The 25415-nt window shown below is 63.9% G+C and carries 26 protein-coding genes and 1 pseudogene; 13 read left to right on the forward strand and 14 right to left on the reverse strand.

From position 1 onward, the window contains the following. The first annotated feature begins 42 nt into the window (after positions 1-42). Complete coding sequence (locus tag ACUXV1_RS19440) at positions 43-462, forward strand: nucleoside triphosphate pyrophosphohydrolase family protein (RefSeq protein ID WP_039756701.1); 420 nt, start codon at positions 43-45, stop codon at positions 460-462. A gap of 183 nt (positions 463-645) precedes the next feature. Here the strand turns inward: ACUXV1_RS19440 and ACUXV1_RS19445 are convergent, their stop codons facing one another. Together ACUXV1_RS19445 and ACUXV1_RS19450 are read right to left on the reverse strand one after the other, a co-directional pair. Continuing rightward, the gene (locus tag ACUXV1_RS19445) at positions 646-1278 is read right to left on the reverse strand and encodes a class I SAM-dependent methyltransferase (protein ID WP_081555649.1); all 633 of its coding nucleotides are present in this window, start codon (positions 1276-1278) and stop codon (positions 646-648) included. Between the two features lie 148 nt (positions 1279-1426). Beyond that, entirely contained in the window at positions 1427-2056 is a 630-nt protein-coding gene (locus ACUXV1_RS19450; RefSeq protein ID WP_203390169.1) for a LysE family translocator, read from the reverse strand. A 208-nt stretch (positions 2057-2264) separates the two neighbouring features. On the opposite strand from ACUXV1_RS19450, the gene ACUXV1_RS19455 reads away from it, so the two are divergent. Further along, entirely contained in the window at positions 2265-3686 is a 1422-nt protein-coding gene (locus ACUXV1_RS19455; RefSeq protein ID WP_043637378.1) for an aminotransferase-like domain-containing protein, read from the forward strand. On the opposite strand, the gene ACUXV1_RS19460 is transcribed toward ACUXV1_RS19455, so the two are convergent. Continuing rightward, positions 3687-4661: a L,D-transpeptidase gene (locus ACUXV1_RS19460; protein ID WP_194427974.1), complete on the reverse strand. Its 975-nt coding sequence runs from the start codon at positions 4659-4661 to the stop codon at positions 3687-3689. Between the two features lie 499 nt (positions 4662-5160). On the opposite strand from ACUXV1_RS19460, the gene rlmD reads away from it, so the two are divergent. Together rlmD and ACUXV1_RS19470 are read left to right on the forward strand one after the other, a co-directional pair. Beyond that, the gene (gene rlmD / locus ACUXV1_RS19465) at positions 5161-6699 is read left to right on the forward strand and encodes a 23S rRNA (uracil(1939)-C(5))-methyltransferase RlmD (RefSeq protein WP_446016230.1); all 1539 of its coding nucleotides are present in this window, start codon (positions 5161-5163) and stop codon (positions 6697-6699) included. Between the two features lie 258 nt (positions 6700-6957). Then, positions 6958-8142, forward strand: coding sequence for a NupC/NupG family nucleoside CNT transporter (locus ACUXV1_RS19470; protein WP_043637385.1), 1185 nt, complete (start codon positions 6958-6960; stop codon positions 8140-8142). 143 nt (positions 8143-8285) lie between these two features. Here ACUXV1_RS19470 and ACUXV1_RS19475 read toward each other — a convergent pair whose 3' ends face one another. Next, positions 8286-9503: a 6-phosphofructokinase gene (locus ACUXV1_RS19475; RefSeq protein WP_446016229.1), complete on the reverse strand. Its 1218-nt coding sequence runs from the start codon at positions 9501-9503 to the stop codon at positions 8286-8288. Positions 9504-9520: 17 nt separating this feature from the next. On the opposite strand from ACUXV1_RS19475, the gene ACUXV1_RS19480 reads away from it, so the two are divergent. Continuing rightward, complete coding sequence (locus tag ACUXV1_RS19480) at positions 9521-9742, forward strand: hypothetical protein (protein ID WP_143330262.1); 222 nt, start codon at positions 9521-9523, stop codon at positions 9740-9742. A gap of 61 nt (positions 9743-9803) precedes the next feature. Then, positions 9804-10565 carry an alpha/beta fold hydrolase gene (locus tag ACUXV1_RS19485; RefSeq protein ID WP_446016228.1) on the forward strand — a complete coding sequence of 254 codons (762 nt, stop codon included), beginning with the start codon at positions 9804-9806 and terminating at the stop codon, positions 10563-10565. Positions 10566-10608: 43 nt separating this feature from the next. Here ACUXV1_RS19485 and ACUXV1_RS19490 read toward each other — a convergent pair whose 3' ends face one another. The 5 genes from ACUXV1_RS19490 to ACUXV1_RS19510 form a co-directional block, all read right to left on the reverse strand. After that, entirely contained in the window at positions 10609-11118 is a 510-nt protein-coding gene (locus ACUXV1_RS19490) for a GNAT family N-acetyltransferase (RefSeq protein ID WP_194427972.1), read from the reverse strand. A 63-nt stretch (positions 11119-11181) separates the two neighbouring features. Then, positions 11182-11934: a LytR/AlgR family response regulator transcription factor gene (locus ACUXV1_RS19495; RefSeq protein WP_043637408.1), complete on the reverse strand. Its 753-nt coding sequence runs from the start codon at positions 11932-11934 to the stop codon at positions 11182-11184. Between the two features lie 29 nt (positions 11935-11963). Next, entirely contained in the window at positions 11964-12869 is a 906-nt protein-coding gene (locus ACUXV1_RS19500; RefSeq protein ID WP_114152179.1) for a sensor histidine kinase, read from the reverse strand. Then, a complete protein-coding gene (locus tag ACUXV1_RS19505) occupies positions 12862-13164 on the reverse strand; it encodes a hypothetical protein (protein WP_019103694.1) in 303 nt (100 codons plus the stop codon). The genes ACUXV1_RS19500 and ACUXV1_RS19505 overlap by 8 nt, the downstream gene beginning before the upstream one ends. A 153-nt stretch (positions 13165-13317) precedes the next feature. Then, complete coding sequence (locus ACUXV1_RS19510) at positions 13318-15033, reverse strand: ABC-F family ATP-binding cassette domain-containing protein (RefSeq protein WP_446016227.1); 1716 nt, start codon at positions 15031-15033, stop codon at positions 13318-13320. 510 nt (positions 15034-15543) lie between these two features. On the opposite strand from ACUXV1_RS19510, the gene ACUXV1_RS19515 reads away from it, so the two are divergent. The 5 genes from ACUXV1_RS19515 (at position 15544) to ACUXV1_RS19535 (ending at position 19693) form a co-directional block, all read left to right on the forward strand. Next, positions 15544-16272 carry an IclR family transcriptional regulator gene (locus ACUXV1_RS19515; RefSeq protein WP_337883520.1) on the forward strand — a complete coding sequence of 243 codons (729 nt, stop codon included), beginning with the start codon at positions 15544-15546 and terminating at the stop codon, positions 16270-16272. Between the two features lie 25 nt (positions 16273-16297). Next, positions 16298-17239 carry a formimidoylglutamase gene (gene hutG / locus ACUXV1_RS19520; protein WP_446016226.1) on the forward strand — a complete coding sequence of 314 codons (942 nt, stop codon included), beginning with the start codon at positions 16298-16300 and terminating at the stop codon, positions 17237-17239. 222 nt (positions 17240-17461) lie between these two features. Then, positions 17462-18667 carry a sodium/glutamate symporter gene (gene gltS / locus ACUXV1_RS19525; RefSeq protein ID WP_194427968.1) on the forward strand — a complete coding sequence of 402 codons (1206 nt, stop codon included), beginning with the start codon at positions 17462-17464 and terminating at the stop codon, positions 18665-18667. 8 nt (positions 18668-18675) lie between these two features. Next, a complete protein-coding gene (locus ACUXV1_RS19530; protein ID WP_446016225.1) occupies positions 18676-19260 on the forward strand; it encodes a HutD/Ves family protein in 585 nt (194 codons plus the stop codon). Between the two features lie 67 nt (positions 19261-19327). After that, positions 19328-19693 carry a VOC family protein gene (locus ACUXV1_RS19535; RefSeq protein WP_043637422.1) on the forward strand — a complete coding sequence of 122 codons (366 nt, stop codon included), beginning with the start codon at positions 19328-19330 and terminating at the stop codon, positions 19691-19693. Between the two features lie 169 nt (positions 19694-19862). Here the strand turns inward: ACUXV1_RS19535 and ACUXV1_RS19540 are convergent, their stop codons facing one another. Both ACUXV1_RS19540 and ACUXV1_RS19545 read right to left on the reverse strand, forming a co-directional pair. Then, complete coding sequence (locus ACUXV1_RS19540) at positions 19863-20234, reverse strand: VOC family protein (protein WP_043637437.1); 372 nt, start codon at positions 20232-20234, stop codon at positions 19863-19865. Positions 20235-20317: 83 nt separating this feature from the next. After that, a complete protein-coding gene (locus tag ACUXV1_RS19545) occupies positions 20318-21724 on the reverse strand; it encodes an MFS transporter (RefSeq protein WP_446016224.1) in 1407 nt (468 codons plus the stop codon). A gap of 154 nt (positions 21725-21878) precedes the next feature. On the opposite strand from ACUXV1_RS19545, the gene ACUXV1_RS19550 reads away from it, so the two are divergent. After that, positions 21879-22793, forward strand: coding sequence for a LysR family transcriptional regulator (locus ACUXV1_RS19550; RefSeq protein ID WP_446016223.1), 915 nt, complete (start codon positions 21879-21881; stop codon positions 22791-22793). A gap of 446 nt (positions 22794-23239) precedes the next feature. Beyond that, complete coding sequence (locus tag ACUXV1_RS19555) at positions 23240-23719, forward strand: protease inhibitor I42 family protein (RefSeq protein ID WP_446016222.1); 480 nt, start codon at positions 23240-23242, stop codon at positions 23717-23719. A gap of 18 nt (positions 23720-23737) precedes the next feature. Here the strand turns inward: ACUXV1_RS19555 and ACUXV1_RS19560 are convergent. The 3 genes and pseudogenes from ACUXV1_RS19560 to ACUXV1_RS19570 form a co-directional block, all read right to left on the reverse strand. After that, positions 23738-23923 (reverse strand): annotated as a pseudogene (locus ACUXV1_RS19560) (transposase); the annotation flags it as partial. After that, on the reverse strand, positions 23889-24695 hold the full coding sequence (locus tag ACUXV1_RS19565) for a PhzF family phenazine biosynthesis protein (protein ID WP_114151971.1): 807 nt from the start codon (positions 24693-24695) through the stop codon (positions 23889-23891). The gene ACUXV1_RS19565 and the pseudogene ACUXV1_RS19560, both read right to left, overlap by 35 nt. Further along, the gene (locus ACUXV1_RS19570) at positions 24692-25408 is read right to left on the reverse strand and encodes a helix-turn-helix transcriptional regulator (protein ID WP_446016221.1); all 717 of its coding nucleotides are present in this window, start codon (positions 25406-25408) and stop codon (positions 24692-24694) included. The genes ACUXV1_RS19565 and ACUXV1_RS19570 overlap by 4 nt, the downstream gene beginning before the upstream one ends. Between the last annotated feature and the right edge of the window lie 7 nt (positions 25409-25415).

Here is a 25415-nt window from a genome sequence, read left to right on the forward strand (position 1 = left end):
AAACACAATATATAGTTCAAAAACACACAAAGCATCTACATAATGGAAAACTTCTTCGCTCTTCGCCGCCACTTCATGAGCCAGTTCGACATTCCCAGCCCGCAGCGACCGCAATGGCAGCCGCAACAATTGGCAATGTGGGAAACCATGCTGGACGAAGAGCTGGCGGAGTTCCAACAGGCGCTGGCCGATTACAAACGCCAGGACGGCGACGAAGCGGAGCGCGCTCGGCGAATGGCGGAGTTGCTGGCCGAAGGCGTGGACGTGCTCAATGTGCTCAGCGGCCTATTGATGTCGCAAGGCCTGCCGCTGGAGGACATGGCACGGGAAATCCACGCCGCCAATATGCGCAAATGCGTGGACGGCAAGATTGTGCGCCGCGAGGACGGCAAGGTGCTGAAGCCGGACGGCTGGCGGCCGGCCGACAAGGAGGGGGTGATACGCCGGGCGCTGGAGTCCTGAGAACTGGCTCAAAGTCTCGCGAGCAAGAGCGAGACCAGGCGACAACGGCTGAGAAAACGGAATGGCCGAGTGGTACATCAGTATTTCGAAGGGGTTTTCAACGTGGCATCGCCGACGCGCAGCAGACAATGAACAGGTTCTGAGAACCTGCTTACGATCCGCTGCGCCTCAGCGCTACCACGTTCAGCAATCGCGGCGCGCGAACAGCCTGGCGATGCCGTGGTAATGCGGCTGGCCATGACCGACGTCCAGCGCATACTCCTCCTGATAAGCCAACAGGCTCAGCGCGGAAAACTGACGGCGCAGCTCTCCCGATTGGTAGTAATGCTTGACGTAGGAAGCCGTCTCGCTGGCCACCCGGCCCTGGGCGTCACAGCCCGGATCGTCCACCATGAACACCGACACGAACAGATAGCCGCCCGGCTCCAACGCGGCGGTCATCTGGCGCGCCAACGCCTCGCCCTCATCCGCGCTCAGGTGATCCAGCGAGGTATTGGCCACGATCAGCCGGTAACGCCCCGGCTCCAATTCCAGCCCGGCCAGATCCGCCACTCGCCCCCCCACGTTCAGCCTGCGCCCGTCCGCCGCCTCGCCCAGGCTCGCTATAGCTTCCGCGGAACCATCCACCGCCGTCATCGCGAAGCCTCGCTGGGCCAGATACAAGGCGTTGCGGCCCTGACCGCAGCCTAGGTCCAAGCCCTCGCCGCCGCCCGTCACATGATATTTTTCCAGATACTGGACCAAGGACGGAGACGGCTTGTCCCCGTAAAAAGACGTGCTCGAACGATACACGCCGTCGAATCCCGCTGCTGTCATGATGCTGCCCCCGCTCTCGGCTGCCCGCCTGATCAGCCCATCGCGGCCGAATCTGTCGTTCGGACTGCCTGTACGATAGGCCACCTATCCTTTTGGACAGCATAGACAATGTCCGCAGCAAGAACATCACTATCGATTTAGTTATTCATCAGATCATTTGCGGCAGCGCATGCAACGATTGCGCCGGCAGCATTTCCAGCAGCAGCCAGATCGCCGTCACCGCCAGCATCGCCGCCATGCTGCAATTGAAAGCCCGCAAGCGACGGGGCGAAGCCAGGAAGCGGCGGGCAGCCACGCCGGAGCCCGCCCACAAGGCAATGCACGGCAGGCCGATGATGAAAGTCAGAGCCGCAAACAGCAGGCCGGCATGCCAGGCGTTCATCTTGGCCGGCAAAAACACCATCGCGATATTGAAGCCCATCAGCCACACCTTGGGATTCAACCAGTTGAACAGCACCCCACCCCAAAAGCCCATCGGCGCGCCGCCAGCCTCCCCGCTGGCTGGCGCCGAGCGCGCCATGCCCCAAGACAGCCACAACAGGTAGAGACAACCGGCCATCGCCAGGTAAAGCTGCACCGAAGCGATGACGGCGATCAAGCTGCCCAGGAACACCGTCAACAAGCCCACCTGCACCGACAAGCCCAACGACATGCCCAGCAATGCCGGCACCGTGCGGGAAAAGCCATGATTGACCCCGGACGAGGCCAACACCAGATTGTTTGGCCCCGGCGTGATCGACATCACCAACAGATAAGTCACCAACGCAACAAAGTTCATTACGGCTCCAAGCCATAACCAGCAGCCGGACAATCCGGACGCGGTTTGTTTTCAATGGTGGCCATGATAACGCCGGGCCGGCGCGGAATACAGATTCAGAAAAATTGAATTGGAACCATAACAGTTTTACAATTTTAAAACTGTTATGGTCGTTTTTACGGAAAATTGTACCGATGGCGATCTTCACATCTGTCAGCGAGGCCTCTGCATGAGCGACGAACCCCTATATCAGCAGCTAGTCAACGAGTGGATCACCCTGATCCAGACCGGCGTGGTGCAGCCCGGCGAACGGCTGCCCTCGGTACGCAAGGCCTGCGAAATGCACAAGGTCAGCCCGTCCACCATCCTGCTGACTTACCGCACCCTGGAGGACCGAGGTCTGATTGAGGCGCGGCCGCAATCCGGCTTCTACGTCAAATCCGCCGCCACCCTGCCCTTGCCGCGCATGCGCCGGCAAAGCGCCGCCCATCACGCCGGCGAAGTGGTGGATCAAATCGAAGCGGTGATGACGGCGCAAACCCGGGAAGACTTCATCGACCTGTCGCTGGCCAGCCCGCGCGGCAGCGATTTCTACCCCACCACCCGCTTCAAGCACATCATGGGACGGCTGCTGCGTCAGCATCCGGAACTGACCACCGATTACCCCTTCCCGCCCGGCTCGGAACGCTTGCGCCGCCAGATCGCCCAGCGCGCGGTCAGTTGGGGCTGCGTGCTGGCGGCCGAGGACCTGGTGATCACCAATGGCTGCACCGAGGCGCTGCAACTGGCGCTACGCGCCTGCTGCAAGTCGGGCGATACCGTGGGGCTGGAATCGCCCACCTATTTCGCGCTGCTTCCCACGCTGAAAAACCTGGGCTTGAGCGTGATCGAGATTCCCACCCATCCGGCCACCGGCCTGTCGCTGGACGCGCTGGAATTGCTGTTATCGGAGAAACGGCTGAACGCCGTCGTGGCCATGCCCACCGTGCACAACCCGCTGGGCTGCACCATGCCGGCCGAGGCCAAACAAAGGCTGGCGGCGCTGGTCAACGAACATCAGGTGCCCTTGATCGAGGACGTGCCGCACGCCGACCTGCACTACGACGGCGCCACCCCGGACGCGGTCAAGGCCTACGACCGCGACGGCTGGGTGTTGCTGTGCTCCAGCTACAGCAAGACGCTGGCGCCGGGCTTTCGCATCGGCTGGATCGCCCCCGGGCGCTTTTTGCGCGAAGTGACGCGGCTGAAGTTCGCCAGTTCGCTGGCCCAGCCGCGGCTATTGGAGGAAACGCTGGCGGAATACCTGGAAACCGGCGGCTACGACCACCACCTGCGGCTGATCCGTCGCCATTTCATGAGCCAGATGGAGCGGCTGCGCGGCACCGTCGCCAGCTGTTTTCCTGCCCAGACAAGAGCCACCTCACCGTCCGGCGGCTGCCTGCTGTGGGTGGAGTTGCCCAGCGGGGTGGACACCATGGAGCTGTTCCAGACGGCGCTGGCCGAACGCATCACCGTCGCGCCCGGCACGCTGTACTCGGCCAAGGGCCGTTACCGCAACTGCGTGCGCCTGTCCTGCTGCTATCCGTGGAACCCGGCATACGAACGCGCCTTGCGGCGCGTGGGGGAATTGGCGGGAGAGATGGCCGATTAATCAAGCTGGACGGCCGCTCCGCGGCGGCTGGCCCCGCACGGCGGCGCGCGAGGAGGACGGCGCCGAGGACGGAGCGACCGCCGGCGCATGCAGCGGCGCGGACGCCGGCGGCGCGGCCTGCGTCGGCAGCGGGCCGCCCGGCTCGCGGCCGGCCGGTTCACGCGCAAACTGGGTGTCGTCGGTCTTGCCCGGCGATAACCAGCGCACCGCGGTCAAGTCTCCGTCCACCTTGGCCTTGGCCTGATCCTTGCAAGTCAGGCACACCGGCACGCCCTTGCGCGCCTTCAAGGCTTGATCCACCCGCGCGCCGTACACCACCGAGGATTTCTGCTTCTGCCAGGCCAGCAGCGTTTCGGCCAGCATCGGGAAAGAAGGATCGTCCTGCTTGTAGTGGTTGCGGTAAGCGGTCAGCCACAGTTCGCCGGCGGCGTCCTGATTCAGCAATACGGTTTGATAAGCCACCGTGACCGCGTCGCCTCGGGTAACGGTTTTGGACAAGGACAAGGCGTCGTCGTTTTTCATCCGCACGCAGCCATGGCTGCGAAAACCCGGCACCGAACCGGGCGCGTTGGTGCCGTGAAATCCCAGCCCCAGCTTGGCCTCGCCAAAACGGATGAAAACCGGCCCCAGCGGGTTATTGGGCCCCGGCGGCACCACGGTCTGCACTTCCTTGCCGTTGCGGCGCATTTCTTCCTGAATGGAACGCGGCACATGCCAGGCCGGCGCCTTGTAAATGCCGGTAATGTCGAAGCTGCCGGTGGGGGTCTGGGTCAGCATCTTGCCCACCGCCACCGGATAGATTTTGGACAGCCTGCCGTCCTGATACTGGAACAACCTGGCTTGCGGCAAATTGAGCACCAAATGCAGACCGGTGGGGCTGACTTGCACATCAGGCTCGGGAATCACCGCCGCGCCGACACCCGTCGCCGCGCTCAATCCCAACACACCCAACAGCCCAAAACATCGCTTCAACATACCGCACCATATTTGAAATCACTATTGTTCGATTCTAACAGAAAGCGGGGAAAAGCAAGATTCTGACTATTACCAAGCGCCTAGCGCCACCCGGGCCGTCGCTGATATTGCCAACGTTACGCCAGCATAGTCGGCTTTGGCTCAAAGTTCCGGCCAATACGCCAAGATCCAGACCGCCGCGTACAGACCAAAACCAAAACTCGCATGCGCCACAAGACTGCGACGCTCCCCGCCCTAGGCGATGGCCGCCTTGCGAGCTCGCGGCCTGGGAACCTGTTTACGATCTGCTGCGCGCCGGTTGAGGCATTGTGTGGTGGTGCCGTCTTCGACATGCTCATGCCACATGGACATTCCGCTTTCCCAGCCGCTTTCCGCAATGGAAGGCCGCCGGGCTGGAGGTGGAAACCGGCGCGACGGCCGGCGCCGACAAAAAACCCCTGCGCGCGGCCGGATAATTTGAGAAAATCGCCGCTTTCCGTTTGATTTTCCAAGCAACACCATGACGCACAAACAGACTATCGCTCAGGTCGAATCGCTGGACCACGAAGGCCGGGGAGTCGCCCACGTCGACGGCAAGACCATCTTCATCGATGGCGCGCTGCCGTATGAAACCGTGGTCTACAGCGCCTATCGCAAGAAGTCGTCCTACGAAAACGCCAACACCAGCCAAGTGCTGAAGGAAAGCTTCCTGCGCACGCAGCCGCGCTGTCCGCATTACGGCACCTGCGGCGGCTGTTCGATGCAACATGTGGAGTTCTCCGCTCAAGTGGCGGTCAAGCAAAGGGTGCTGGAAGACAATCTGGCCCGCATCGGCCGGGTCAAGCCGCAACAGGTGCTGACGCCCATCGCCGGCCCCGCCTGGCATTACCGCCACCGCGCGCGGATGTCGGCGCGGCTGGTGGAGAAAAAGGGCGGCGTGCTGGTGGGCTTCCACGAGAAGCGCTCCACCTACATCACCGACATGAGCGAATGCCATATTCTGCCGCGTCATATCTCGGACCTGATCGTGCCGCTGCGCGAGATGATCTACAAGCTGTCGATCAACAACCGCATGCCTCAGGTGGAGCTGGCGGTGGGCGACAGGGTGGATATCCTGGTGTTCCGCAATATGGAAGCCATCAACGACGCCGATCACGCCCTGCTGCGCGCCTTCTCCGACACCCACGGCAGCAAGGAGCGTCCGCTGCAGATGTGGCTGCAACCCAAGGGCCCGGATACCTGCTACCCGGTCTACCCGCTGGACGCGCCCAAGCTGACTTACAGCCTGCCGGAATACCGCGTGGAGATGCCCTACTATCCCACCGAGTTCACCCAGGTGAACCCGGATATCAACGCGGTGATGGTGGCGCGCGCGCTGAAATTCCTGGACCCGCAGCCGGACGAACGCATCGCCGACATGTTCTGCGGCATCGGCAACTTCACCCTGCCCATCGCCCGCTCCGGCGCCCAGGTGCACGGCATGGAAGGCAGCCAGGCCCTGGTCAAGCGCGCGGTGGAAAACGCCACCCACAACGGCCTGCAGGACAAGGTCAGCTATGAAATGGCCAATTTGTTCGAAGTCACCGAGGAATCCTTCGCCGCGCTCGGCAAGTTCGACAAGATGCTGGTGGACCCGCCGCGCGACGGCGCGGTGCAGTTGCTGAAAGCCATCACAGAGGACACCGCGCCCAAGCGCATCGTCTACGTGTCCTGTAACCCGGCCACGCTGGCGCGCGACGCCAATGTGCTGGTGCACACCAAGGGCTACACGCTGAAAGCCGCCGGCATCATCAATATGTTCCCGCACACCGCCCATGTGGAATCCGTGGCCTGGTTCGAAAAAACCGGTCCGTGCAAGAGCCGCAGCGAAATCGCCGTGATCGAGGCCGCCGAGGAAGCCGAGCGCGAAGCGGTGAAGGCCGCACAGCGCGCGGAGGCGGCGGCGGAAGCCGCCAAGAAAGAGCGCGAACTGGCGGAAAAGGCGGCGGCCAAGCAAGCTCGCCGCGATTATTATTTTGCCGAGCAAGCTCGTCGCGAAGCGGAACAACAAGCGCAGTAGCGTGGCATGAAACAAGCCTCCGGCCATGGCCGGGGGCTTTATTTTTGCCGTCGCCGCGCAGCTTGTTTGATCAAACCGGCTGGTTTGCGACGACGGATAAGCGCACAGTGGCGGACGAATGCTTTTTACATGGAAGCGAAAATGGCTTCATGTCAAAATTCATCGTTCGCCTAGTCGTTAACACCAAGCACACACAGCGGGCGCGCCCGCCAAACGTCGCCGTTCCTGCCTGAAGGACGGCCCATCAAGGCAATAAATATGCACATACTTCAATTCGTCTTCGGACTGCTGGTTGTCTTCCTGCTGACCCAAGTGGTGGCGCGCGATCGCAAAAACATCAAGATCCGCTACGTGCTGCAACTGATCGTGGTGGAGCTGGCGCTGGCCTACTTCCTGTTGCACTCCAGCTATGGGCTGAGCCTGGTAGGCGGCGTGGCCGGCGTGTTCGACAAGCTGATGAGCTACGCCGGCGAAGGTACCAACTTCGTGTTTGGCGGCCTGCTCAATCAGGGCGAATTCAGCTTCTTCCTCAAGGTGCTGATGCCCATCGTCTACATCTCGGTGCTGATCGGCATCCTGCAGCACATCCGCGTGCTGCCCTGGGTGATACGCGGCATCGGCTGGGTGCTGGCCAAGATCAGCGGCATGGGCAAGATCGAATCCTTCAACGCCGTGGGTTCCATGATCGTGGGGCAATCCGAGAACTTCATCGCCTACAAGAACATCATCGGCAGCTTCTCGGAAAAGCGCATGTACACGCTGGCCGCCACCGCGATGTCCACGGTGTCGATGTCCATCGTCGGCTCCTATATGCAGATCATCCAACCGCGCTTCGTGGTTACCGCGCTGATCCTCAACCTGTTCAGCACCTTCGTCATCCTGTCGCTGATCAACCCCTACGACGCCAGCCGCGACGACGACGAGCTGATCAGCGCGGAAGCCGCCCACCGCATGTCCTTCTTCGAAATGCTGGGCGACTACATCATGGCCGGCTTCAAGATCGCCGTGATCGTCGGCGCGATGCTGATCGGCTTCATCGCGCTGATCACCACCGTCAACCACATCTTCGACGCAGTGTTCGGCGTGAACTTCCAATACGTGCTGGGCTATGTGTTCTACCCCTTCGCCTGGCTGATGGGCATCCCGGCCGCCGACATCATGCCGGCCAGCAGCATCATGGCCACCAAATTGGTGACCAATGAATTCGTGGCGATGATGGAATTGAAAAAGCTCACCGCCCAACTGTCGGAATACACCATCGGCGTGATTTCCATCTTCCTGGTGTCCTTCGCCAACTTCAGCTCCATCGGCATCATCGCCGGCGCGGTCAAGGGCCTGGACGAGGAGCGCGGCAATATGGTGTCCCGCTTTGGCCTGAAACTGGTGTACGGCTCCACCCTGGTCAGCATTCTGTCCGCGCTGATCGGCGGCCTGGTACTGTAAACCCCTCCCCCGCCAACAGGCCCGGCCAATGCCGGGCCTTTTTTCCTTCCCCAGCCGCCGTTTGCGCCGAGGCATGAACCCGCCCGCGCAGGCGATAAAAAACCCGGCTTGCGCCGGGTTTTTCCATCGCGTATCTATCGCACTCACACCTTGGGCCAGGCGATGGGCCGGTAGTCCGGCAATCCGTCCTTGAACGGCGGAATCCGCTCTCCCTCCATCAAGGGGCGCACATAATCGAGAAAGGCGGGCGTCACGCTGAAGCCGTCGGCGCCGATGAACTCCGGCGGCAACCGCTTCTCCTGATCCCCCACCACCGCCAGCGGCACCTCCTCCACATCCCAGCAATAGGGATGGTTCTGGATGCGCTTGATGCCGGCCATCACCCCGCTTTTGCCGGCCAACAGCCACTCCACCGCCCGCTCGCCCATGATGTAGGCCTGGCGCACATCCATGCTGGACCCCAAGTGGCCGCCGGCTCGCTGCAGATAATCCACCTGCGCCACATGCGCGGAAATGCCGCGTTCGCGCAACAGCAGCTGGGCAATCCAGTGACCGGCGCCACCTAATTGCTCATGGCCGTAGACCTCTGATTTCTTGGCTTCGGCGACAAAGCGGCCGTCGGCGTCGGTGATGCCCTCCGCCACAGCGATCGCGCATTGACCGAAGCGCGCCAACCTGTCGTCCACCGCAGCGAGGAAACGCTCGGCATCGAAAGCCACTTCCGGCAGCAGCAGCAAATGCGGCGCTTCGCGTTCGTTGCGCGCCGCCGCCGCGCAGGCCGCCGCCAGCCAGCCGGTGTGACGGCCCATGGTTTCCATGATGAACACCCGGCCCCAGCCCATGCTGGTCATATCCAGGCCCACCTCACGCATCGCGCTGGCCAGGAATTTGGCGGAGGAGCCGTAGCCGGGACTGTTGTCTGTGCCCACCAGGTCGTTGTCTATGGTTTTGGGAATGCCCACCACCTTGAGCGGGTAGCCCATGTGGCGTTCAAATTCCGCCAGCCGTTCGGCGCAGCCCAACGAGCCGTTGCCGCCGTTGACCAGCAGATAATGGATGCCATGCCGGGCCAGAACCTCGCGCAGCCGTCTCCAGTCGTCGCCGGCCTCGGCGAAGCTCCCTATCATCCGCCGGCTGACGCCGAAGCTGCCGCCAGGCATGAAGGCCAGTTGGGCGATGGCCTCGTCCGATACCGCGTCGGTATCGCACAAACGGTCCTCCAGCAAGCCGGCCAGACCGTCGAAAGCGCCGTACATCGACAGGCCGCGCTTGCGCGCGGTTTCTATCGCGCCCTGCGCGGAAGCGTTCAACACCGCAGTCGGACCGCCCGACTGCAAATATACGGCACGGGGTTTGGACATCATCGCCACCTGGAGAAATGGAGAATCAAACGGCGCGGCGCGCGGCCGGGCCGGGAATACCACAAACATACCACTGGCCGGAAAGCCGCCTCAAGCGGGACGGCGCCGCCATTCTCCATTTCCTTGACCAACGGCAAATCCGCGCGCAAGTTGCCGCCGCGCTACAGACGGCGGGCAGGCCCCGCTTCCTTTGGCGCTGGAAAATTCGATTCCACAATGACTTTCAGGAACTGAATTAATTTTTCACTTACAAAAACAATTGGATAGACTATTTTTCGGCGACCGCCGCCGGCTTGCGCCATGACCACCCTGCCCCCAAAGCTCATCGCCGCCATCGACGGCGTCGCCATGGAGTACATCGCCGTCGGCGACTCGACGCCGCCCATCGTGTTGATCAACGATGCCGGCGCGCCGATGGAAAGCTGGTACAAAGTGCTGCCGGGGCTGGAAGCGCTCAGCGGCGTGTTCGCCTACAACCGCTGCGGCATCGGCAACAGCGGCAACACTCGCGAAGCTCAGACCAGCGCCGCGATGATGGAAACCTTGCGCGCGCTGCTGTTCAAGGCCGGCCTGACCCCACCCTATGTGCTGGTGGCCCATGCGCTGGGCAGCCTGATCGCCAATCTGTTCGCCCGCAGCTACGCCGGCGAAGTGGCCGCCGCCGTATTGCTGGACGCCGCGACGCCGGAAGACATCAGCGCGCTGGACGCGCACCGGGGGCGGCTGGGCCAGTTGATGCGCCGGGCCTTGGACTTGGCTCAGGACCGCGATACCCTGAACGAAACCGGGCACCTCAGACGCAGCGCGGAGCAGATCGCCGAAGCGCCGCCCTTCCCCGACATCCCCCTGTGCGTGATCAGCGGCGGCGCGCCAAGCTTGTCCTGGCTAACCCCCAGAGCGGTGCTGGACGCGCGCGCCGAAGGCCAGCGCCGGCTGGCGGCATTGTCGCCGCGCGGCCGCCACGTCATCGCCGCCCGCAGCAGCCATTTTCCACAGCTCTCCGAGCCAGAGCGGGTTGTCTCCGCGGTGCGCGACGCGCTGGCCGCCATCGCCGCAAGCTGAAAAACCGCACCGTGGCCGCCTCTGCGAGCGGTTCGTCAACGCGTCACAAGCACTTGAAGTAATAAGCGGTGGGATGCAGACGCCCGTCCGGGCTGGCGGCGTAATCCGGGATCTCCCCGCTCTTGCTCCAGCCCAGTTTGCGGTAGACCTCTTCCGCGCCGGAGCCGGCCTCGGTATCCAATACCAACAGGCGGATGCCCTGTTTGTGTGCATGATCTTCCAGCGTCGCCATCAATTGGCGCGCCACGCCGCGGCCGCGGCAAGCGGAATGCACCAGCAGTTTCTGCACCTCGGCGCGGTGACGGCCGTTGCCGCGCTGACAAGGCGCCAGCTGCACACAGCCCAACAACGCCTCGTCCTCCTCCGCCAGCCATAATTGCAAGCCCGCGCCCAGCAGCGCGTCCACCTGCGCCCAATAGGCGGCGGCCTCCGATACCCGCAAGGGCGCGAGAAAACCCACTGAAGCGCCGCCGGCCACGCTGTCCGCCAACAAAGCGCTTAAGCGCGAGTAATCGCCGGCCGCCAGCGCCGGTGCGAGTCTGATACGCATCATTTCTGTCTCCCATTGGATCATGGGCATGGACAAGCAGCTTTCATGCCGGCTGCGGCGGACCGTTCACATACGCTGGAATAGATGGGCGTAGCTGCGGCTGACTTCCAGCGGCTCCGCATAGCCACGCAATTGCAGCAACAAGCCGCGCTGGCCGTCGTCGCGCTTGATCTGTTCGATGGCGTCCACCCGCACCAGGGTGGAACGGTGAATCTGCCAGAATTCGTCCGGGTCCAGCGCCTGCAACAGCTCCTTGATCGGCATGCGAATCAAGGCCTCGCAGCCGGCGGTCTGCACCCGGGTATATTTTTCGTCGGACTGAAAGAACAAGACCTCGCTGGTGCTGATCATGCGCAGGCTGTTGCCCACCGAGGCTTTGATCCAGCGGAGGTAGTCCGGCCGCGCCAACTGGCGGCTCAGTTGCTGCAAGGAGGCCTGCCAGTGCGACGGCAGCGCCAATTGCCGCTGCTCCCAGCGCTGACGCGTGCGTAGCAGCCGCTCGTCCTCCACCGGCTTGAGCAGATAGTCCACCGCGCCTTCCTCGAAGGCCTTGATCGCGTACTGATCGTAGGCGGTGACAAACACCACCGGACACAGTCCGTCGATCTCCATCGCGGCGGCGATGCCGTTCTGCACCGGCATGGTGATATCCAGGAAGGCGAGGTCGGGCCGGTGCTCGCGCACCCGTTCCACCGCCTCGGCGCCGTCATGGGCCTCCGCCACTATCCTCAACTCCGGCCACACTCTCTGCAAGGCCATGCGCAGTTGCTCTCGCATCAGGCGCTCGTCGTCGGCGATCACCGCGCTTAGTTTCGTCATCAATCGCTGTCCTCCGCCAGGCTAGCCGCTCACACCAGCGCGAACGGCAGGGCTATGGTGGCGCGGGTGCCGCCCTCCGGCAACACTTCCAGCTGCAATTGCGCGCGCTCGCCGTGCAGCATGGCCAGCCGTTCACGGATATTGCTCAAACCCATGCCCTGCCCAGGCTGCTCCGGAAAACCGACGCCGCTGTCGCTCACCGTCACTAATAATTCGCCGGTCAGCACCTTGGCCCCAATGACGATGTCGCCGCCCTCGGCCTTGGGCTCCAGGCCGTGCTTGATGGCGTTTTCCACCAAAGTTTGCAGCATCATCACCGGAAAGCGCGCATCCAGCAGCGACTCCGGCACCTCCAGCCTCACCCGCAGCCGGTCCTCCATGCGCAACTGCATGATGTCCAGGTAAGCGCGCGAAAGCTCCAGTTGCTGGCCAAGACTGGTTTCCGCTGGAGAATCCCGCCATTCCGGCAGCGAGGAGCGCAGGTAGCGGATCAGCGCCTTCTGCATCAGCAAGGCGCGCTCCGGCGCGGTTTCCATCAATTGGCACACCGAGGACAAAGTATTGAACAGGAAGTGCGGCTCGATCTGCGCCTGCAGCGCCCCCATTCGCGCTTCCGCCAACTGGCGTTGCAGCGCCTCCACCTCGGCCAGTTCCTCCGCCTGCTGGCTGCGAACCACCGCCTCGTCCGCGCGCAGCTCCGCCCGACGCTTGCCGCCGGCCACGATCTTGACGACGCAGACAGCCACGCCCAGGAAAAAGGCCAGCACCGGCACTCCGATGATGCCGCCCATGATCAGCCCCAGGAAGCAGATCAGCAGCAGCCGCCACCAGCCGACGATGGCCAGCCAATCGAAAAACAACCACCAGTAGATGGAGGCCTTGTGGCTGACGAGGTCAATGCCCGCCAGCGCCTCCGCATGTCTTTGCCTATCCATGATACGCCCCCCGGTCTTGCTTCATTTCTTCCTCGGTCCTCTCCGTCAGCGCCGCCGGTTTCGACGGTTTCGGCGCAACGCAGGCCTTGACCAGGAAGGACATCAGTATCAAAAAAACCACGGCACCGCTCAGCGCCAGCACGCCGCTCAAAATCAAGGCCAGCAGCGAGATCAGCGCCAGCCGCCCCCAGCCGAGCCCGGCCAGCCAGTCTACATAAAGCCGCCAGTAAATGGCGATCTTGTGCTTGACGCCGCTCAGTCCGTCCAAAGCTTCCGCGTGTTTTTCCCGGTCCATGTCTAGCTCCTAGTGATGCGTTGTGGTTAACGCTGCTCACTGTAGCCAGCGCCAAACGCGGCCGATAGCGGCTTGCGACGAAACGCCCGGGGCGATGGACGAAACGGCCGAACGGGCGACGAACGGGCGGCGTTTTTAACGCCGCCCTTCGCGTTACAAGCCTAGCTCCCGTTCCAAGGCGCCCATCTCCCGCCGCCATTGCTGCTGCAATTGCGGCTTCTGATGCTTGGGCTTGCGCGCCAGGTCCGCGCTCAACAGCGCCTCCAGCTGATACAAGCGCTCCAACTGCCGCTCCGCTCCGCTTGGGGCGGGCGCTTCTCCCGCTGTCGGCGGCGGCTCGGTCGCGGCCGCGACAGCCGGCGGGCTGAACAGCTGAGCGTAGGCGCCGGCGGCGTCCGGCCACTCTCGCAGCCGGCCGTCGCTGACCACCCAGAAGCGGTTGCACGATTGCTCGATCAGCTCGCGGTCGTGCGACACCAAGAGGAAACCGCCGGCAAAACCAGCCAGCTCCTCGGCCAGCTCGCGCTTGCCGTCCAGATCAAGATGGTTGGTCGGCTCGTCCAGCCACAACAGGTGGTAGCTGGCCAGCGACAGCGCCAGGAACAACAGCCGCGCGCGCTCCCCGCCGCTGAGGGTGGCCACGGTCTGGCCGTGGCGCGCATAGGCGAAACCGGCAGAAATCAGCGCCTGCCTCCGCTCCGCGTCGCTCAGCGGCGCGAACGAATACAGCGCGTCCGGCAGCGTAGCCGCGTCGTCCAGCCGGCGCAGCGACTGGTCGTAATAAGCGATGCGCGCCGCCGGATGCGGCCGCCAACCAGCGCCGGCCTCGCCTTGCAGCCAGTCCCGCCAACACTGGCTCAGCAAAGACGACTTGCCCGCGCCGTTGGCGCCGAGCAGGGCGACTTTGTCGCCGCTGCGCAAACTCAACTCGTCGGCCTCGAACAGCGTTGGAAGGCCCGGCGCGGCGCGCACCTGCAGGCCTTCGAAGACCTGCAAGCGGTCCGCAGCCAAGGGCAGGCCTTGCAGCCGCAAGCGCCATGGGCTGCCGCGGCTGACGAAGGCTTGCTCCTCCTTCAGCCTCTCCACCCGCTTCTGCATGGACTTGGCCTTGCGCACCAGTTTTTCATTGTCGTGCTCGCGGCCCCAAACCGCCAGGCGCTTACTGCTGACGGTCAGGCGGTCGATTTCTTTTTGCTCGCCGGCGCGCCGCGCGCGAGCAGCGTCGTCGGCCTCCGCCAGCGCGGCCCGCGCCTGGCTGCACGGCAGTTCAAAGCGGTACAAGCGCTGGTCGCGCAGAATCCAGCTGTGCGAAGTCACGGCGTCCAGCAGCCGCGCGTCGTGGGACACCAGGATGAAGCCGCCCTGCCAGCGGCGCAGAAAGTCTTCCAGCCACAGCAGCGACGGCAGGTCCAGGTGGTTGCTGGGCTCGTCCAGCAGCAATAGATTGGGCTGGCGCAGCACCGCGCGCCCCAGCAGCAGCCGGGTGTGCTGGCCGCCGCTGAGGCTGGCCGCCGGGGTATCGGCCGCGGCCGACAACTCCAGCTCGTCCAGCAGGCTGTCCACCCGCCAATGCTGCTCCGGCTGGCGATCCACCGCCTCCAGCAGCGCCGCGCGCGCGCTTAAGGCCGCCAGCCGCGCCGGCAGGTGTTGCTCCACATATTGCAGCCGGCACAGGCCGGCGTATTGCACCATGCCGGCATTGGCTTCTCGCTGGCCGGCCAACACGCCGAGCAAGCTGCTCTTGCCGCAGCCGTTATGGCCCAGCAGGCCGATGCGGTCGCCCAGTTTTACGGTAAAGGAAAGGTCCTGGAACAGCGGGCCGTGGCCGGCGTCCAGTTGCAAGGATTGCGCGGAAATCAGGGTTGTCATGCTCTTGCTCTCGTTTCTTTGGGACGTGAAAGTCCCTGTCAACAGGAGCGCTGGCGACAACATGAGAGTCGGAAAAGACTCGGCGAGTAAAACTCGAAATGAAGAGTGGCTTTGCTCCGACCCGGTTATCGCAGCGCGATGGAACTCGGGCAAGAGCCGGCAAATGTGCCATACAAGCGAGCCAACATTTCTGGGCGCGCAAACTGAACCATATTTACCTCCTTTCTTTAATGATGGCGCGGAACCGTTCCATAGTCGGCGCGTTCCGCGTCGTCGCCGCCTCGCCTAGAGGGAACGGCTTCTCTTTCATCCATAGCGGATACAGGCCGGCAGTGTAAACCATGGCCGCCGGTCCGCGCCAGCCGTCCCCGCCCTCCGTCCAAAGCCGCATTTCCCGCAATACGGGAATGAAAAACAAAAATCTCCATGCAATTACCGCCACATGAGAAACCAGGCTTCTTCGCGACAGTCGCAATAGATAAGGTTAGAAAATCCTAATAAGGACCAGACATGCCCACCCTCAGTTCTTCCTCCGATCGTCTGCTGCAAACCCTGCAACTGGTGGCGGCCTCGCCCCAGCCGCTGAGCGCCAAGGAAATGGCGCGGAGACTGGCCTTGCCGCCGTCCACGCTATACCGCCAGCTAACCCATTTGAGCCAGTGGGGACTGCTGCAGCCCGGCGAGGACGGCGCCTACCACGCCGGCCCGCTGGGCCTGCAGTTGGCGATGGGGTTTCAGCAGCACAACACGCTGGCGGCGCAAGCGCGTCCGGAAATGCAGCGTCTGGCGCGGCTAAGCAATGAAACAGTGGCCTTGATGGTGGCCACCCGCCAGCAGGTGATTTGCATCGAGATGATGGAAAGCCAGCAGACGCTGCGTTGCGCCTTCGCCGCCGGCAAGGGGCAGCCGCTGGCGCGCGGGGCGTCGGCGCTGGCCTTGTTGGCCTTCATGCCGGCAGCGCAAAGCCAGGCCTCCCTGGACAGCATGCTGCCGCCGGAGGAACACGAAACCTTGCGCCAGACGCTGGCCGAGGTGCGCCGCCAAGGCTACGCCACCAGCGACAGCGCCATCGACCCCGGCATCTGGGGCGTCAGCGCCCCCTTGCTGCAGGGCCGCCGCAAGCTGCTGGGCGCCTTGACGCTGATGGCGCCCTCCGGACGCGCCCAACGCCGCGCCCAATTGGTGGAGCAAACCCGGCAGGCCGCGCGCAACATCAGCGCTTATCTGGGCTGCGACTGAGCGGCCCCAAACCGAAAGACCGAGCATGACGCAATACACTCCTCCCACGGCCTGGAGCGGCCGCATCGACGCCGAAGGCGAACTGGCTCGCCGCTGGCATCAACGCGTGCGCCCATGGCAGCCCGGCGCCGCCGCCGGCTTCGCCCTGCTGGGCTTTGCCTGCGATGCCGGCGTGCGCCGCAACCAGGGCCGTCCGGGCGCGGCCGCCGCGCCGCGCGCCATCCGCCGGGCGCTGGCCAACCTGGCCTGGCATCAGCAGCAAACCGCCTACGACGCCGGCGACGTCCATTGCTTGGACGACGAACTGGAAGCCGCTCAGGCCGAATTGGGCCGACAGGTGGCCGGCCTCTTGGACGCCGGCCAGTTCCCCATCGTGCTCGGCGGCGGCCACGAGGTGGCTTACGGCAGCTTTCTTGGGCTGGCCCGTCACCTGGAAACCGCCGGGCGCGCGCCGCGCATTGGCATCGTCAACATCGACGCTCACTTGGACCTGCGCCAAAGCCCGCGCGCCTCCTCCGGCACCCCCTTCGCCCAGATCGCCGCCGACTGCGAGCAACGCGGCTGGTCCTTCCATTACTTGTGCGCCGGCGTGGCGGAAACCGCCAATACCGCCGCTCTGTTCGCCACCGCCCAACAATTGGACGCCCAACTGCTGTTCGACGAAGAGTTGCAACCGTGGCGGCTGGAACAGCCGCTGCAAGCGCTGCGGGACTTCATCGCGCCCTGCGACGACCTGTACCTAACCATAGACCTGGACGCGCTGCCGGCGTCGCAAGCGCCCGGCGTCAGCGCGCCGGCGGCGCTGGGCGTGCCCTTGGCCACGCTGGAAACGCTGATCGACGTCCTCCGCGCCAGCGGCAAATTGCGGCTGGCCGATATCGCCGAACTCAACCCAGAGCTGGACCAGGACCAACTGACCGCGCGGACCGCCGCGCGGCTTATACACCGGCTGACGAGGCCCCTCTAAGAACCTGTTCACGATCTGCTGCGCTTCGTGAAGCGTTGCACGGTGAGTACAAGCTCAAATTGCTCATGTACCACTCTACCATTCCGCTTTTTCGCTCGTTTTCGTCTTGTCTCGCTCTTGCTCGCGAGATCGTGAACAGGCTCTAAAAGACCCGCCAGGCCCAAGGCTTGGCGCAACAAGCCGCGGCACAGCGGCAAACCGCACCTTTGCAAAGGAGAAACCATGCAGCAATGGAAACTGGATTTGATCGCCACCACCGCGCTAGCGGTGACGGCCCTGCTGGCCGGCTACTGGCTCAAGCGCCATGTGCGCTTTTTCGAACGCTTCTGCATCCCGGCTCCGGTGATAGGCGGATTCGCCGTCTCCATCGCCGTCTTGCTGCTGCGCGAGAGCGGCATCGCCGCCGTCAGCTTTGACACCACCTTGCAAACGCCCTTCATGGTGGCCTTCTTCACCACGGTGGGCATAGGCGGCAGCCTGGCGCTGCTGCGCACCGGCGGCAGCGCCCTGCTGATCTATCTGGGCATCTGTTGGGCGCTGGCGGTGTTTCAGAACGTGTTCGGCGCCGGAGCGGCGGCCATGTTCGGCCTGGACCCCACGCTGGGCGTGATGGCGGGCGGGGTGTCGCTGGAAGGCGGCCACGGCGCGGCGGCGGCCTTCGGCCCGATGGCGGAACAACTCGGCACCCAGGGCGCCACCGCGGTGGCGCTGGCCTCCGCCACCTTCGGCCTGATCGCCGGCGGCGTGTTGGGCGGACCGCTGGCCAGTTGGCTGATCCGCCGTCACCAATTGCCAATACAGGCCGAGGCCAGCGCCATGCAAGCGCCGGCTTATCACGATCACGAAGCCAACATTACCGTCAACAGTGACTCCCTGATCTCCTCCATGGGCCTGATATTGGTTTTGATGACCGCCGGCACGCTGATCGCCAGCCAGGTGCAGCAGCGCTGGGACTTCGTGCTACCCGCCTATGTAGGCGCCATGTTCGCCGCCATCGTGTTTCGCAATCTGAACGACCGCGCGCGGCTGGTCCGGCTCAATGCCGCCGCCATTGACGCCATCGCGGACATTTCTCTGGGCGTCTTCCTGACCATGGCGATGATGAGTTTGAAGATCTGGGAGCTGTACGACCTGGCCCTGCCGCTCCTGGGCGTGCTGTCCTTGCAGGTGGTCGCGCTGACGGCGATCAGCGTCTTCATCGCCTTCCGCCTGCTGGGCAAGAACTACGACGCGGCGGTGATGTGCGCCGGCCTGATGGGGCACGGCCTGGGCGCCACGCCCAACGCGGTGGCCAATATGAGCGCGGTGTGCCAAAAGCACGGCGCCACCTCGTACAAGGCTTTCCTGATCATCCCGCTGTGCGGCGCGGTGCTGATAGACTTGGTGGCGATTCCCTTCCACGCCTGGATCATCAACTACCTGCATTGAGGCCCGCCATGACGCTCATCCGCCTGCAAGACTGCCCGCCCAGCCCGTGGAAAAACGGCGGCGGCAGCACTCGGCAATTATTGATCTCCCCCGCCGGGGCCGGTCTGGACGATTTCGACTACCGCGTCAGCCTGGCCAGCGTGGCCAGCGACGGGCCGTTCTCGCGCTTCGACGGGGTGGACCGCCAGCTGTTGATCCTGCAAGGCGCGGGGCTGGAACTGAAACTGGACGGGCGAGACAGCCTGCGGCTGACGCCCGGCGACGCGCCGCTGGCCTTCGCAGGGGAAACTCCGGCGCAAAGCCGGCTGCTGGAGGGCCCGCTGACTGATTTCAACGTGATGACGCGGCGCGCCCGCTACCAATCGCGACTGGACTATCTGACAGTGGACGACGCGTTGGAGCTGCGCGCCGATGCCGAGCTGATTTTGCTGCTGGCGCTTGAGGACGGCGCGCAAATCCTGCAAAACGGCCATCTGATGCCGCTGGCGGCCTGGGACGCCGCCGTCGCCCGCCGCGGCGAAACGCTGCGGCTGCACACCGCGCGGCCGCTCGCGCTATTGCAAGTGGAGTTGGAAGCCATCGCCCCAAGCTGATGCGATCTATAATCATTTAGGTTGTTGAAATAGGCCGATAGGCTTTTTAACTCCTAAGGAGATTCTTATGGCATCACCTGTTTCCTACATTGAGATCGGCGCCGCAGACGCCAGCTCTGTCGGGGTCTTCTTCGCCGAACTCTTCGGCTGGAGCTTCCACCCCATGGGCACGGAAGGCGATGGCTGGTTTCAAGCCGGCTCGATCAAAGCCGGCCTGCACGGAGGCGAAGCCGCGCCACGGATCGATCTCTTTTTTCAGGTGCCGGACCTGGCTGCGGCCGTTGAGCGGGTGCGGGCCTTGGGCGGCCAAGTCGACGGGGGCATAGCGGAAGAGCCGGGCTTCGGCAAGTTCGCACAATGCCATGCGCCGGGCGGCCTGAGCTTTGGCCTGCATCAGCCCGAGGCCTCCTCCACGGCGTCCAGTTCAAGCTAAGAACCTGTTTACGATCTGCTGCGCTTCGTGAAACTTGCCACGGTGAGTACCACTTCGAAATGCTCATGTACCACGCGTACATTCCGCTTTCTCAGCCGTTCTCGCCTTGTCTCGCTCTTGCTCGCGAGATCGTACACAGGTTCTGAAGCGGGGCCGTTCCCCGCAGCCTTCAATCCCGTTGGCACACCCGGATCTGATGCCCGTCCGGGTCCAGCGCCACAAAGGTGCGGCCAAAGACTTCGGTGCTCGGCGGCTGCGCGATGCGCAAATCGGGATCGTCGCGCCAGGCTTGATAGAGCTGGTCCACCTCCGCGCCGGATGCCAGCATGATACCGGTTTCAACAAATCTCGGGACATCGGCATCCGGCTCGCCTGCGCCGCTCCACAGCGCGAACAAGGCCTCGCCGCCGGCATCAAAGGCGACGTAACGCGGACTAACAAATACCGGCTCGGCAGCGAACAGGCGTCGGTACAGCGCGGTGGAGCGCAGGATGTCGGCAACATAGATCAATTGCAGATTGGGCTTGGGGGCCAGGCTCATGTCTTTCTCCTAAAATGGGTGCCGGCCGCGGTCCTCGCCGCCGGACCACGCCAGTCTAAAACCCCCCTGCTGACAACGTGCCGTCAGCAGGGCGCGGTCTTTCCGCGCCCGCGCGCCGACGCCAACAACGCGGCCAGCATCAGTGCCGCCGCCAGGCCGAAGGCGGCGCGCGTGCCGGCGGTCACTTGCGGCGGCGCGGTGGCGGCGATGTCCGCAGCTCCGCAAGCCGCGGCAAACACCGCCCCCATCAAGGACGCGCCGGTAATCAGACCCAAATTGCGCGACAGATTGAGCAAGCCGGACACCAGGCCGCGCTGCCGCGCCGCCGCGCCGGTCAACGCCTGGGTGTTGTTGGCGGCCTGGAATACGGCGTAGGCCACGGTCATCAGCATCAGCGGCAATAAATAACCGGCCAGGCCCAGGCCGGACGGTTGCAGGGCCAGCGCCAACGCGCCGGCGCCTATGCCCGCCAAACCGCAGCGCGTCGCGGTGCCCGAGCCATATCGATCCACCATCCGTCCGGCCGGCACGCCGCTCAAGGCCGCCACCATCGGCCCCACCGACATCGCCAAACCGACGCCGGCGGTGTCCAGCCCCAAACCGCGCGTCAAATAGAAGGGGCCCACCACCAGAGTGGCCATCATCACCGTGGACACCAAGGCGTTGCTAAACAAGCCGGCGGCCAACGCCGGATCGCGCAGCAGGGCCAGGTTCAGCAAGGGCGCGGCGGCCTTGGACTCGGCCCGGACAAAGCCCCCGCAACCGACGGCGGCAGCCAGTAACAAGGCGATGTTGAACGCGCCGAAATGCCCGAGCCCCTGGCCGAACTTCAGAGTCATGGCCAGCGCGTAAGCGGTCAGGGTCAGCGCCAGCCAGCCGCTGCCGACAATGTCGAAACCGGCGCGCTCGGCAACGGAGCCGCGCGCCGACGGCAGCGCGCGCCAGGCCAGCGCGAAAGCCAGCACTCCCAGCGGAAGCATGAGCCAGAACATCGCGCGCCAGCCGAAACCCGCGATCAGCGCGCCGCCCAGCGACGGCCCCAGCGCGGTGCCGACGGCGGACATGGCGCCCAATAGCCCCATCGCCCGCCCCACTTTGTCGCCAGGCGCGATGTCCGCGACAAAAGCCATGCCTAGAGCCAACATCAACGCCGCGCCGACGCCCTGCAAGGCCCGCCCGGCGATCAGCGCCCAAAACGCCGTGGCCGCGCCGCAGCCGGCCGAAGCCGCGACGAACAGGCAGATGCCCGCCAACAACGCGCGTCGACGACCGAATTGATCACCCAGCCGGCCGGCGTTGACGCTGGCCAGCGTGATCAGCAACAGATACGCCAGCACCACCCATTGCGCCTGCTGGAAACTGACCCGGAAAGCAGCGGCCAGCGCCGGCAGGCCGACATTGGCGACGCTGCCGCCCAGAGACGCCAGCAGAATCGCCAGCGCCAGGCCGGCCAGCGCGGCGGAAGATGTGGAAGATGTGGAAACAGGCATGACGACGACTCCCCGCCGCGTCCGGCCCCGAAACGCCGGGGCCGTCAACACGGACTCGACACAGGCTACGCCGCCGCCATAGCGGGCGGAAGACGCATGGTTTGCACTGAATAGTTGCGTTTGACGCCATGTATCCTTGTGCTAAGGTGAGGCCATGTCCATGCCCGACCTCAATCTGCTGATCACCCTGGACGCGCTGCTGAGCGAAGGCAGCGTGGCCCGCGCCGCGCAACGCCTGCGGCTCAGCCCCTCCGCGATGAGCCGGGCGCTGGCGCGGCTGCGCGACGTCACCGGCGACCCGCTGCTGGTGCGCGCCGGGCGGGGCCTGACGCCGACGCCGCGCGCGCTGGAGCTGCGCGAGCGGGTGCATGCCTTGGTGCTGGACGCCGAAAGCGCGCTGCGTCCGGCCGGGACGCTGCGGCTGGACAGTTTGCAACGCAGCTTCACGCTGCGTTGCAGCGACGGTTTCGCCGAGAACTTCGGACCGCGGCTATTGGAGCGGCTGCAAGGCGGGGCGCCGGGCGTGCGGCTGCACTTTCTGCCCAAGCGCGACAAGGACAACGCGCCGCTGCGCGACGGCGCGGTGGATCTGGACACTGGAGTGGTGGGCCACGAAGCCGGGCCGGAGTTGCGGGTACGCATGCTGTTCCGCGACCGCTTCGTCGGCGCGGTGCGCGCCGGCCACCCGCTGGCGACCGGCTCCATCGACGCCGCCCGCTACGCCGCCGGCCGCCATGTAATGGTGGCCCGCCGCGGCGGACTGCTTGGGCCGGTGGACGAAGCGCTGAGCGCGCAAGGTCTGAGCCGCGATGTCGCGGTTACCGTGGGCAGCTTCGCCACCGCGCTGGCGCTGGCCGGCGCCAGCGACCTGATCGCCACCGTGCCGGAACGTCATACCGGCCGTCTGCGCGCCGGCCTGCACAGTTTCGCGTTGCCGCTCACGGTGGCGGAGATCACCATCTCCATGATCTGGCATCCTCGGCTGGACGCGGACCCTGCGCAGCAATGGCTGCGCGCCTGCGTCAAGGCAGTGTGCGATGAGCAGTTGGCGGCGGAAGCCGCCGTTTGAAGCCCGCCGCTCTAAGAACCTGTTTACGATCTGCTGCGCGTCGTGGAGCGTTACACGGTGAGTACGGCTTCAAAATGCTCATGTACCGTGTGTACACTCTGCTTTCTCAGCCGCACCGCCTTGTCTCGCCTTAGCTCGCGAGATCGTCAACACGTTCTGAGGGCACAATTATTGACAAGGCTTTACGGGTGATGTCATTGCTTGACTCGACAAATACAATGCTTCTAACGTTGGCTAGCACTTTGATTGTTCAGGATGGTTTTTTGTAGGAATTGGGCCAATTCTGTCGCTCTATACGGGGGAGTCAGCTCGTTTGATCAAACCGCGGCTTGTCTAAAGTGCTTAAGCAAGCTGGCTACTCCATTTCTCGCTTCAACGCTGACTCGCTTACGAATCTAGTTGGCAGCCAATCAATTTCTGATAACTCATATTCAGTGAGGTAAAGCATGCGTGGTTTTTATAAGACACTGATTGTCACATCTTTTTGCTTAATTCCGGCAACTTGCTTTTCTTCTGAGAAAGTGGCTCCAATGAAATCAGAGTCATTCGGTTATTATGATTTAAATATTGGCGACTATTCAGCGCCAGAACAACATCACGACCTGCCTAAAGAAGGAAACGGTCATATCGAAGTCAACTTGGATCGTAATTTTTCGATTACCTTTCCTGACAACCCCTCGACAGGAGCCTCTTGGGGCTTAAGGATACTTCCTGCGGAATTGATGTTTCTGAGTTCCAGTCACAAACCATCTGATAAATGTGGCGTCGCCAACAATGAGGGAGTACCGCTAGTTGGATGTGGCGGGTTTACAACCTATATATTTAAAGCATTAGAAAAAGGAACCGGGACAATAAAATTTGAGTATGGCCAACAGTGGCGCAAGGATTCCAAAACAGTCATAACTGTAAAAGTTACTGTTAAATAACGGAATAACCCCGAGCGATCATCTCGGCGCCATTCCCTCAGAGCCTGTTGACGATCTCCTGAGCCATGGAGCCAGACACGCCAAGTGGATGAACTGCAAGCTAGTATTCAGTTTCCGCTCGCAGTTCTTCCACAGCCTTCGACTCTTTCCCAGCCAGGCGAAGCTAGCCTCAACAATCCAACGTTTGGGCATCACTTTGAACGTAAATCTCGCCCTTCAGATACAGCCTCGCCTGCCCCAGCAAAGCCACTTCCTCGCCTTCCACCCGACACTCCAGGCTGCCGCGGCGCGCGCCGCCCTGGCGCGCCAGCAGCCGGGTCTTGCCCAGTACCCCGGCCCAATACGGGGCTAGCCAGCAGTGCGCCGAGCCTGTAACCGGATCTTCGTCGACCCCCACGCCGGGCCCAAACCAGCGGCTGACAAAATCGCAGTCCTCGCCGCGCGCGGTCACCGCCACCCCGCGCTTGGGAAAACCACGCAGCCGCTGAAAATCCGGGCACAACTCCGCCAGCCTCGCCGCGTCGTCCAACACCACGATGTAGTCGTCGGCGGCCAGCACCTGGCCAGTGTCCAGGCCCAACGCCGCCAACAAGCCGGGCGGTTCCGCGCAGGGCCTCGGCGTCACAGCGGGGAAGCGCAGTTCGATGCCATCACCGTCGCGCCGCGCCGTCAGTTCTCCGCTGCGGGTATGGAAAACGATGCGCTCCTCTCGCCAACCCAGTTCATGGAACAAGACCCAGGCGCTGGCCAGCGTGGCGTGGCCGCACAGATCTACCTCGGTGGTGGGCGTGAACCAGCGCAGCGACATCCGCTCGCCGTCCGCCATTAGGAAAGCGGTTTCGGACAGATTGTTTTCCATGGCGATGGCTTGCAGCGTGACATCCGGCAACCCCGCCGGCAACGGGCACACCGCCGCCGGGTTGCCGTGGAACACCGCATCGCAGAACGCGTCCACCTGATAGATTGGAAGCTTCATGTCTCGTCCCCCTCCGCCGCGCCGCGAATTTCGTCCAGATAGTTGTAGATGGTGTAACGGCTGACGCCCAAGGCCTCGGCCGCGCGCTCCACCCCGCCTTTGACGATGAACAGGCCCTGCTCCAGCATCTGCGCCACCGCCTGCTTCTTGTCCGCCTTCTTCATCCGCGCCAGCGGCTTGCCGCCGCGCTCCAGCGCCTGAACAATGATGTCCTGCATCGCCTCATCCATCGCCGGCGGCTCCGGCGCCGCCCGTTGCGGCGGCGGCGCGCGGCCCACCAGCGCCTGCAGGCAGGCCAGCGCCGCTTCCAGCTGGCTGCGGTCGCTGTTCAAGCACAGCGCGGCGAAGGGTTCGCCGGCGGCGGTCTTGAAAACGGCGCTGGCCGACAGCAGCCGCCGGCCGTCGCGGCTCAGCGTGTGGTAGCCGGACACCAGCGCCGGCTCGGCACCACCCTGACGCATGGCCTGCTCGATGGCGGCGAAGCCCCGGTCCCCGGCCGGGCCGCCCAGAATGGCGTCGCCTAGCCGGCGGCCGGACACATGGCCGTTCTCGATGGAAACGATGGAACATTCCGGCCGGCTCAGATCGTGCAGCACCACCTCGGTATGCGCGTCCACCATGGCGCCCGCCAGCTTGACCACGGCGCTCAGCGCGCGCAGCACCGCCTGTTTTTCCGCCTGGGCCGGATCGGTCGCCTGCTTCGGGTTTTCCATGCAAGCT

It is taken from the genome of Chromobacterium sp. W521 (assembly GCF_052805975.1).

Coding starts and splice junctions, on each gene's coding strand:
- ACUXV1_RS19440 (WP_039756701.1), top strand. CDS start 43: ATGGAAAACTTCTTCGCTCTTCGCCGCCACTTCATGAGCCAGTTCGAC.
- ACUXV1_RS19445 (WP_081555649.1), bottom strand. CDS start 1,278: ATGACAGCAGCGGGATTCGACGGCGTGTATCGTTCGAGCACGTCTTTT.
- ACUXV1_RS19450 (WP_203390169.1), bottom strand. CDS start 2,056: ATGAACTTTGTTGCGTTGGTGACTTATCTGTTGGTGATGTCGATCACG.
- ACUXV1_RS19455 (WP_043637378.1), top strand. CDS start 2,265: ATGAGCGACGAACCCCTATATCAGCAGCTAGTCAACGAGTGGATCACC.
- ACUXV1_RS19460 (WP_194427974.1), bottom strand. CDS start 4,661: ATGTTGAAGCGATGTTTTGGGCTGTTGGGTGTGTTGGGATTGAGCGCG.
- rlmD (WP_446016230.1), top strand. CDS start 5,161: ATGACGCACAAACAGACTATCGCTCAGGTCGAATCGCTGGACCACGAA.
- ACUXV1_RS19470 (WP_043637385.1), top strand. CDS start 6,958: ATGCACATACTTCAATTCGTCTTCGGACTGCTGGTTGTCTTCCTGCTG.
- ACUXV1_RS19475 (WP_446016229.1), bottom strand. CDS start 9,503: ATGTCCAAACCCCGTGCCGTATATTTGCAGTCGGGCGGTCCGACTGCG.
- ACUXV1_RS19480 (WP_143330262.1), top strand. CDS start 9,521: ATGGAGAATCAAACGGCGCGGCGCGCGGCCGGGCCGGGAATACCACAA.
- ACUXV1_RS19485 (WP_446016228.1), top strand. CDS start 9,804: ATGACCACCCTGCCCCCAAAGCTCATCGCCGCCATCGACGGCGTCGCC.
- ACUXV1_RS19490 (WP_194427972.1), bottom strand. CDS start 11,118: ATGATGCGTATCAGACTCGCACCGGCGCTGGCGGCCGGCGATTACTCG.
- ACUXV1_RS19495 (WP_043637408.1), bottom strand. CDS start 11,934: ATGACGAAACTAAGCGCGGTGATCGCCGACGACGAGCGCCTGATGCGA.
- ACUXV1_RS19500 (WP_114152179.1), bottom strand. CDS start 12,869: ATGGATAGGCAAAGACATGCGGAGGCGCTGGCGGGCATTGACCTCGTC.
- ACUXV1_RS19505 (WP_019103694.1), bottom strand. CDS start 13,164: ATGGACCGGGAAAAACACGCGGAAGCTTTGGACGGACTGAGCGGCGTC.
- ACUXV1_RS19510 (WP_446016227.1), bottom strand. CDS start 15,033: ATGACAACCCTGATTTCCGCGCAATCCTTGCAACTGGACGCCGGCCAC.
- ACUXV1_RS19515 (WP_337883520.1), top strand. CDS start 15,544: ATGCCCACCCTCAGTTCTTCCTCCGATCGTCTGCTGCAAACCCTGCAA.
- hutG (WP_446016226.1), top strand. CDS start 16,298: ATGACGCAATACACTCCTCCCACGGCCTGGAGCGGCCGCATCGACGCC.
- gltS (WP_194427968.1), top strand. CDS start 17,462: ATGCAGCAATGGAAACTGGATTTGATCGCCACCACCGCGCTAGCGGTG.
- ACUXV1_RS19530 (WP_446016225.1), top strand. CDS start 18,676: ATGACGCTCATCCGCCTGCAAGACTGCCCGCCCAGCCCGTGGAAAAAC.
- ACUXV1_RS19535 (WP_043637422.1), top strand. CDS start 19,328: ATGGCATCACCTGTTTCCTACATTGAGATCGGCGCCGCAGACGCCAGC.
- ACUXV1_RS19540 (WP_043637437.1), bottom strand. CDS start 20,234: ATGAGCCTGGCCCCCAAGCCCAATCTGCAATTGATCTATGTTGCCGAC.
- ACUXV1_RS19545 (WP_446016224.1), bottom strand. CDS start 21,724: ATGCCTGTTTCCACATCTTCCACATCTTCCGCCGCGCTGGCCGGCCTG.
- ACUXV1_RS19550 (WP_446016223.1), top strand. CDS start 21,879: ATGTCCATGCCCGACCTCAATCTGCTGATCACCCTGGACGCGCTGCTG.
- ACUXV1_RS19555 (WP_446016222.1), top strand. CDS start 23,240: ATGCGTGGTTTTTATAAGACACTGATTGTCACATCTTTTTGCTTAATT.
- ACUXV1_RS19565 (WP_114151971.1), bottom strand. CDS start 24,695: ATGAAGCTTCCAATCTATCAGGTGGACGCGTTCTGCGATGCGGTGTTC.
- ACUXV1_RS19570 (WP_446016221.1), bottom strand. CDS start 25,408: ATGGAAAACCCGAAGCAGGCGACCGATCCGGCCCAGGCGGAAAAACAG.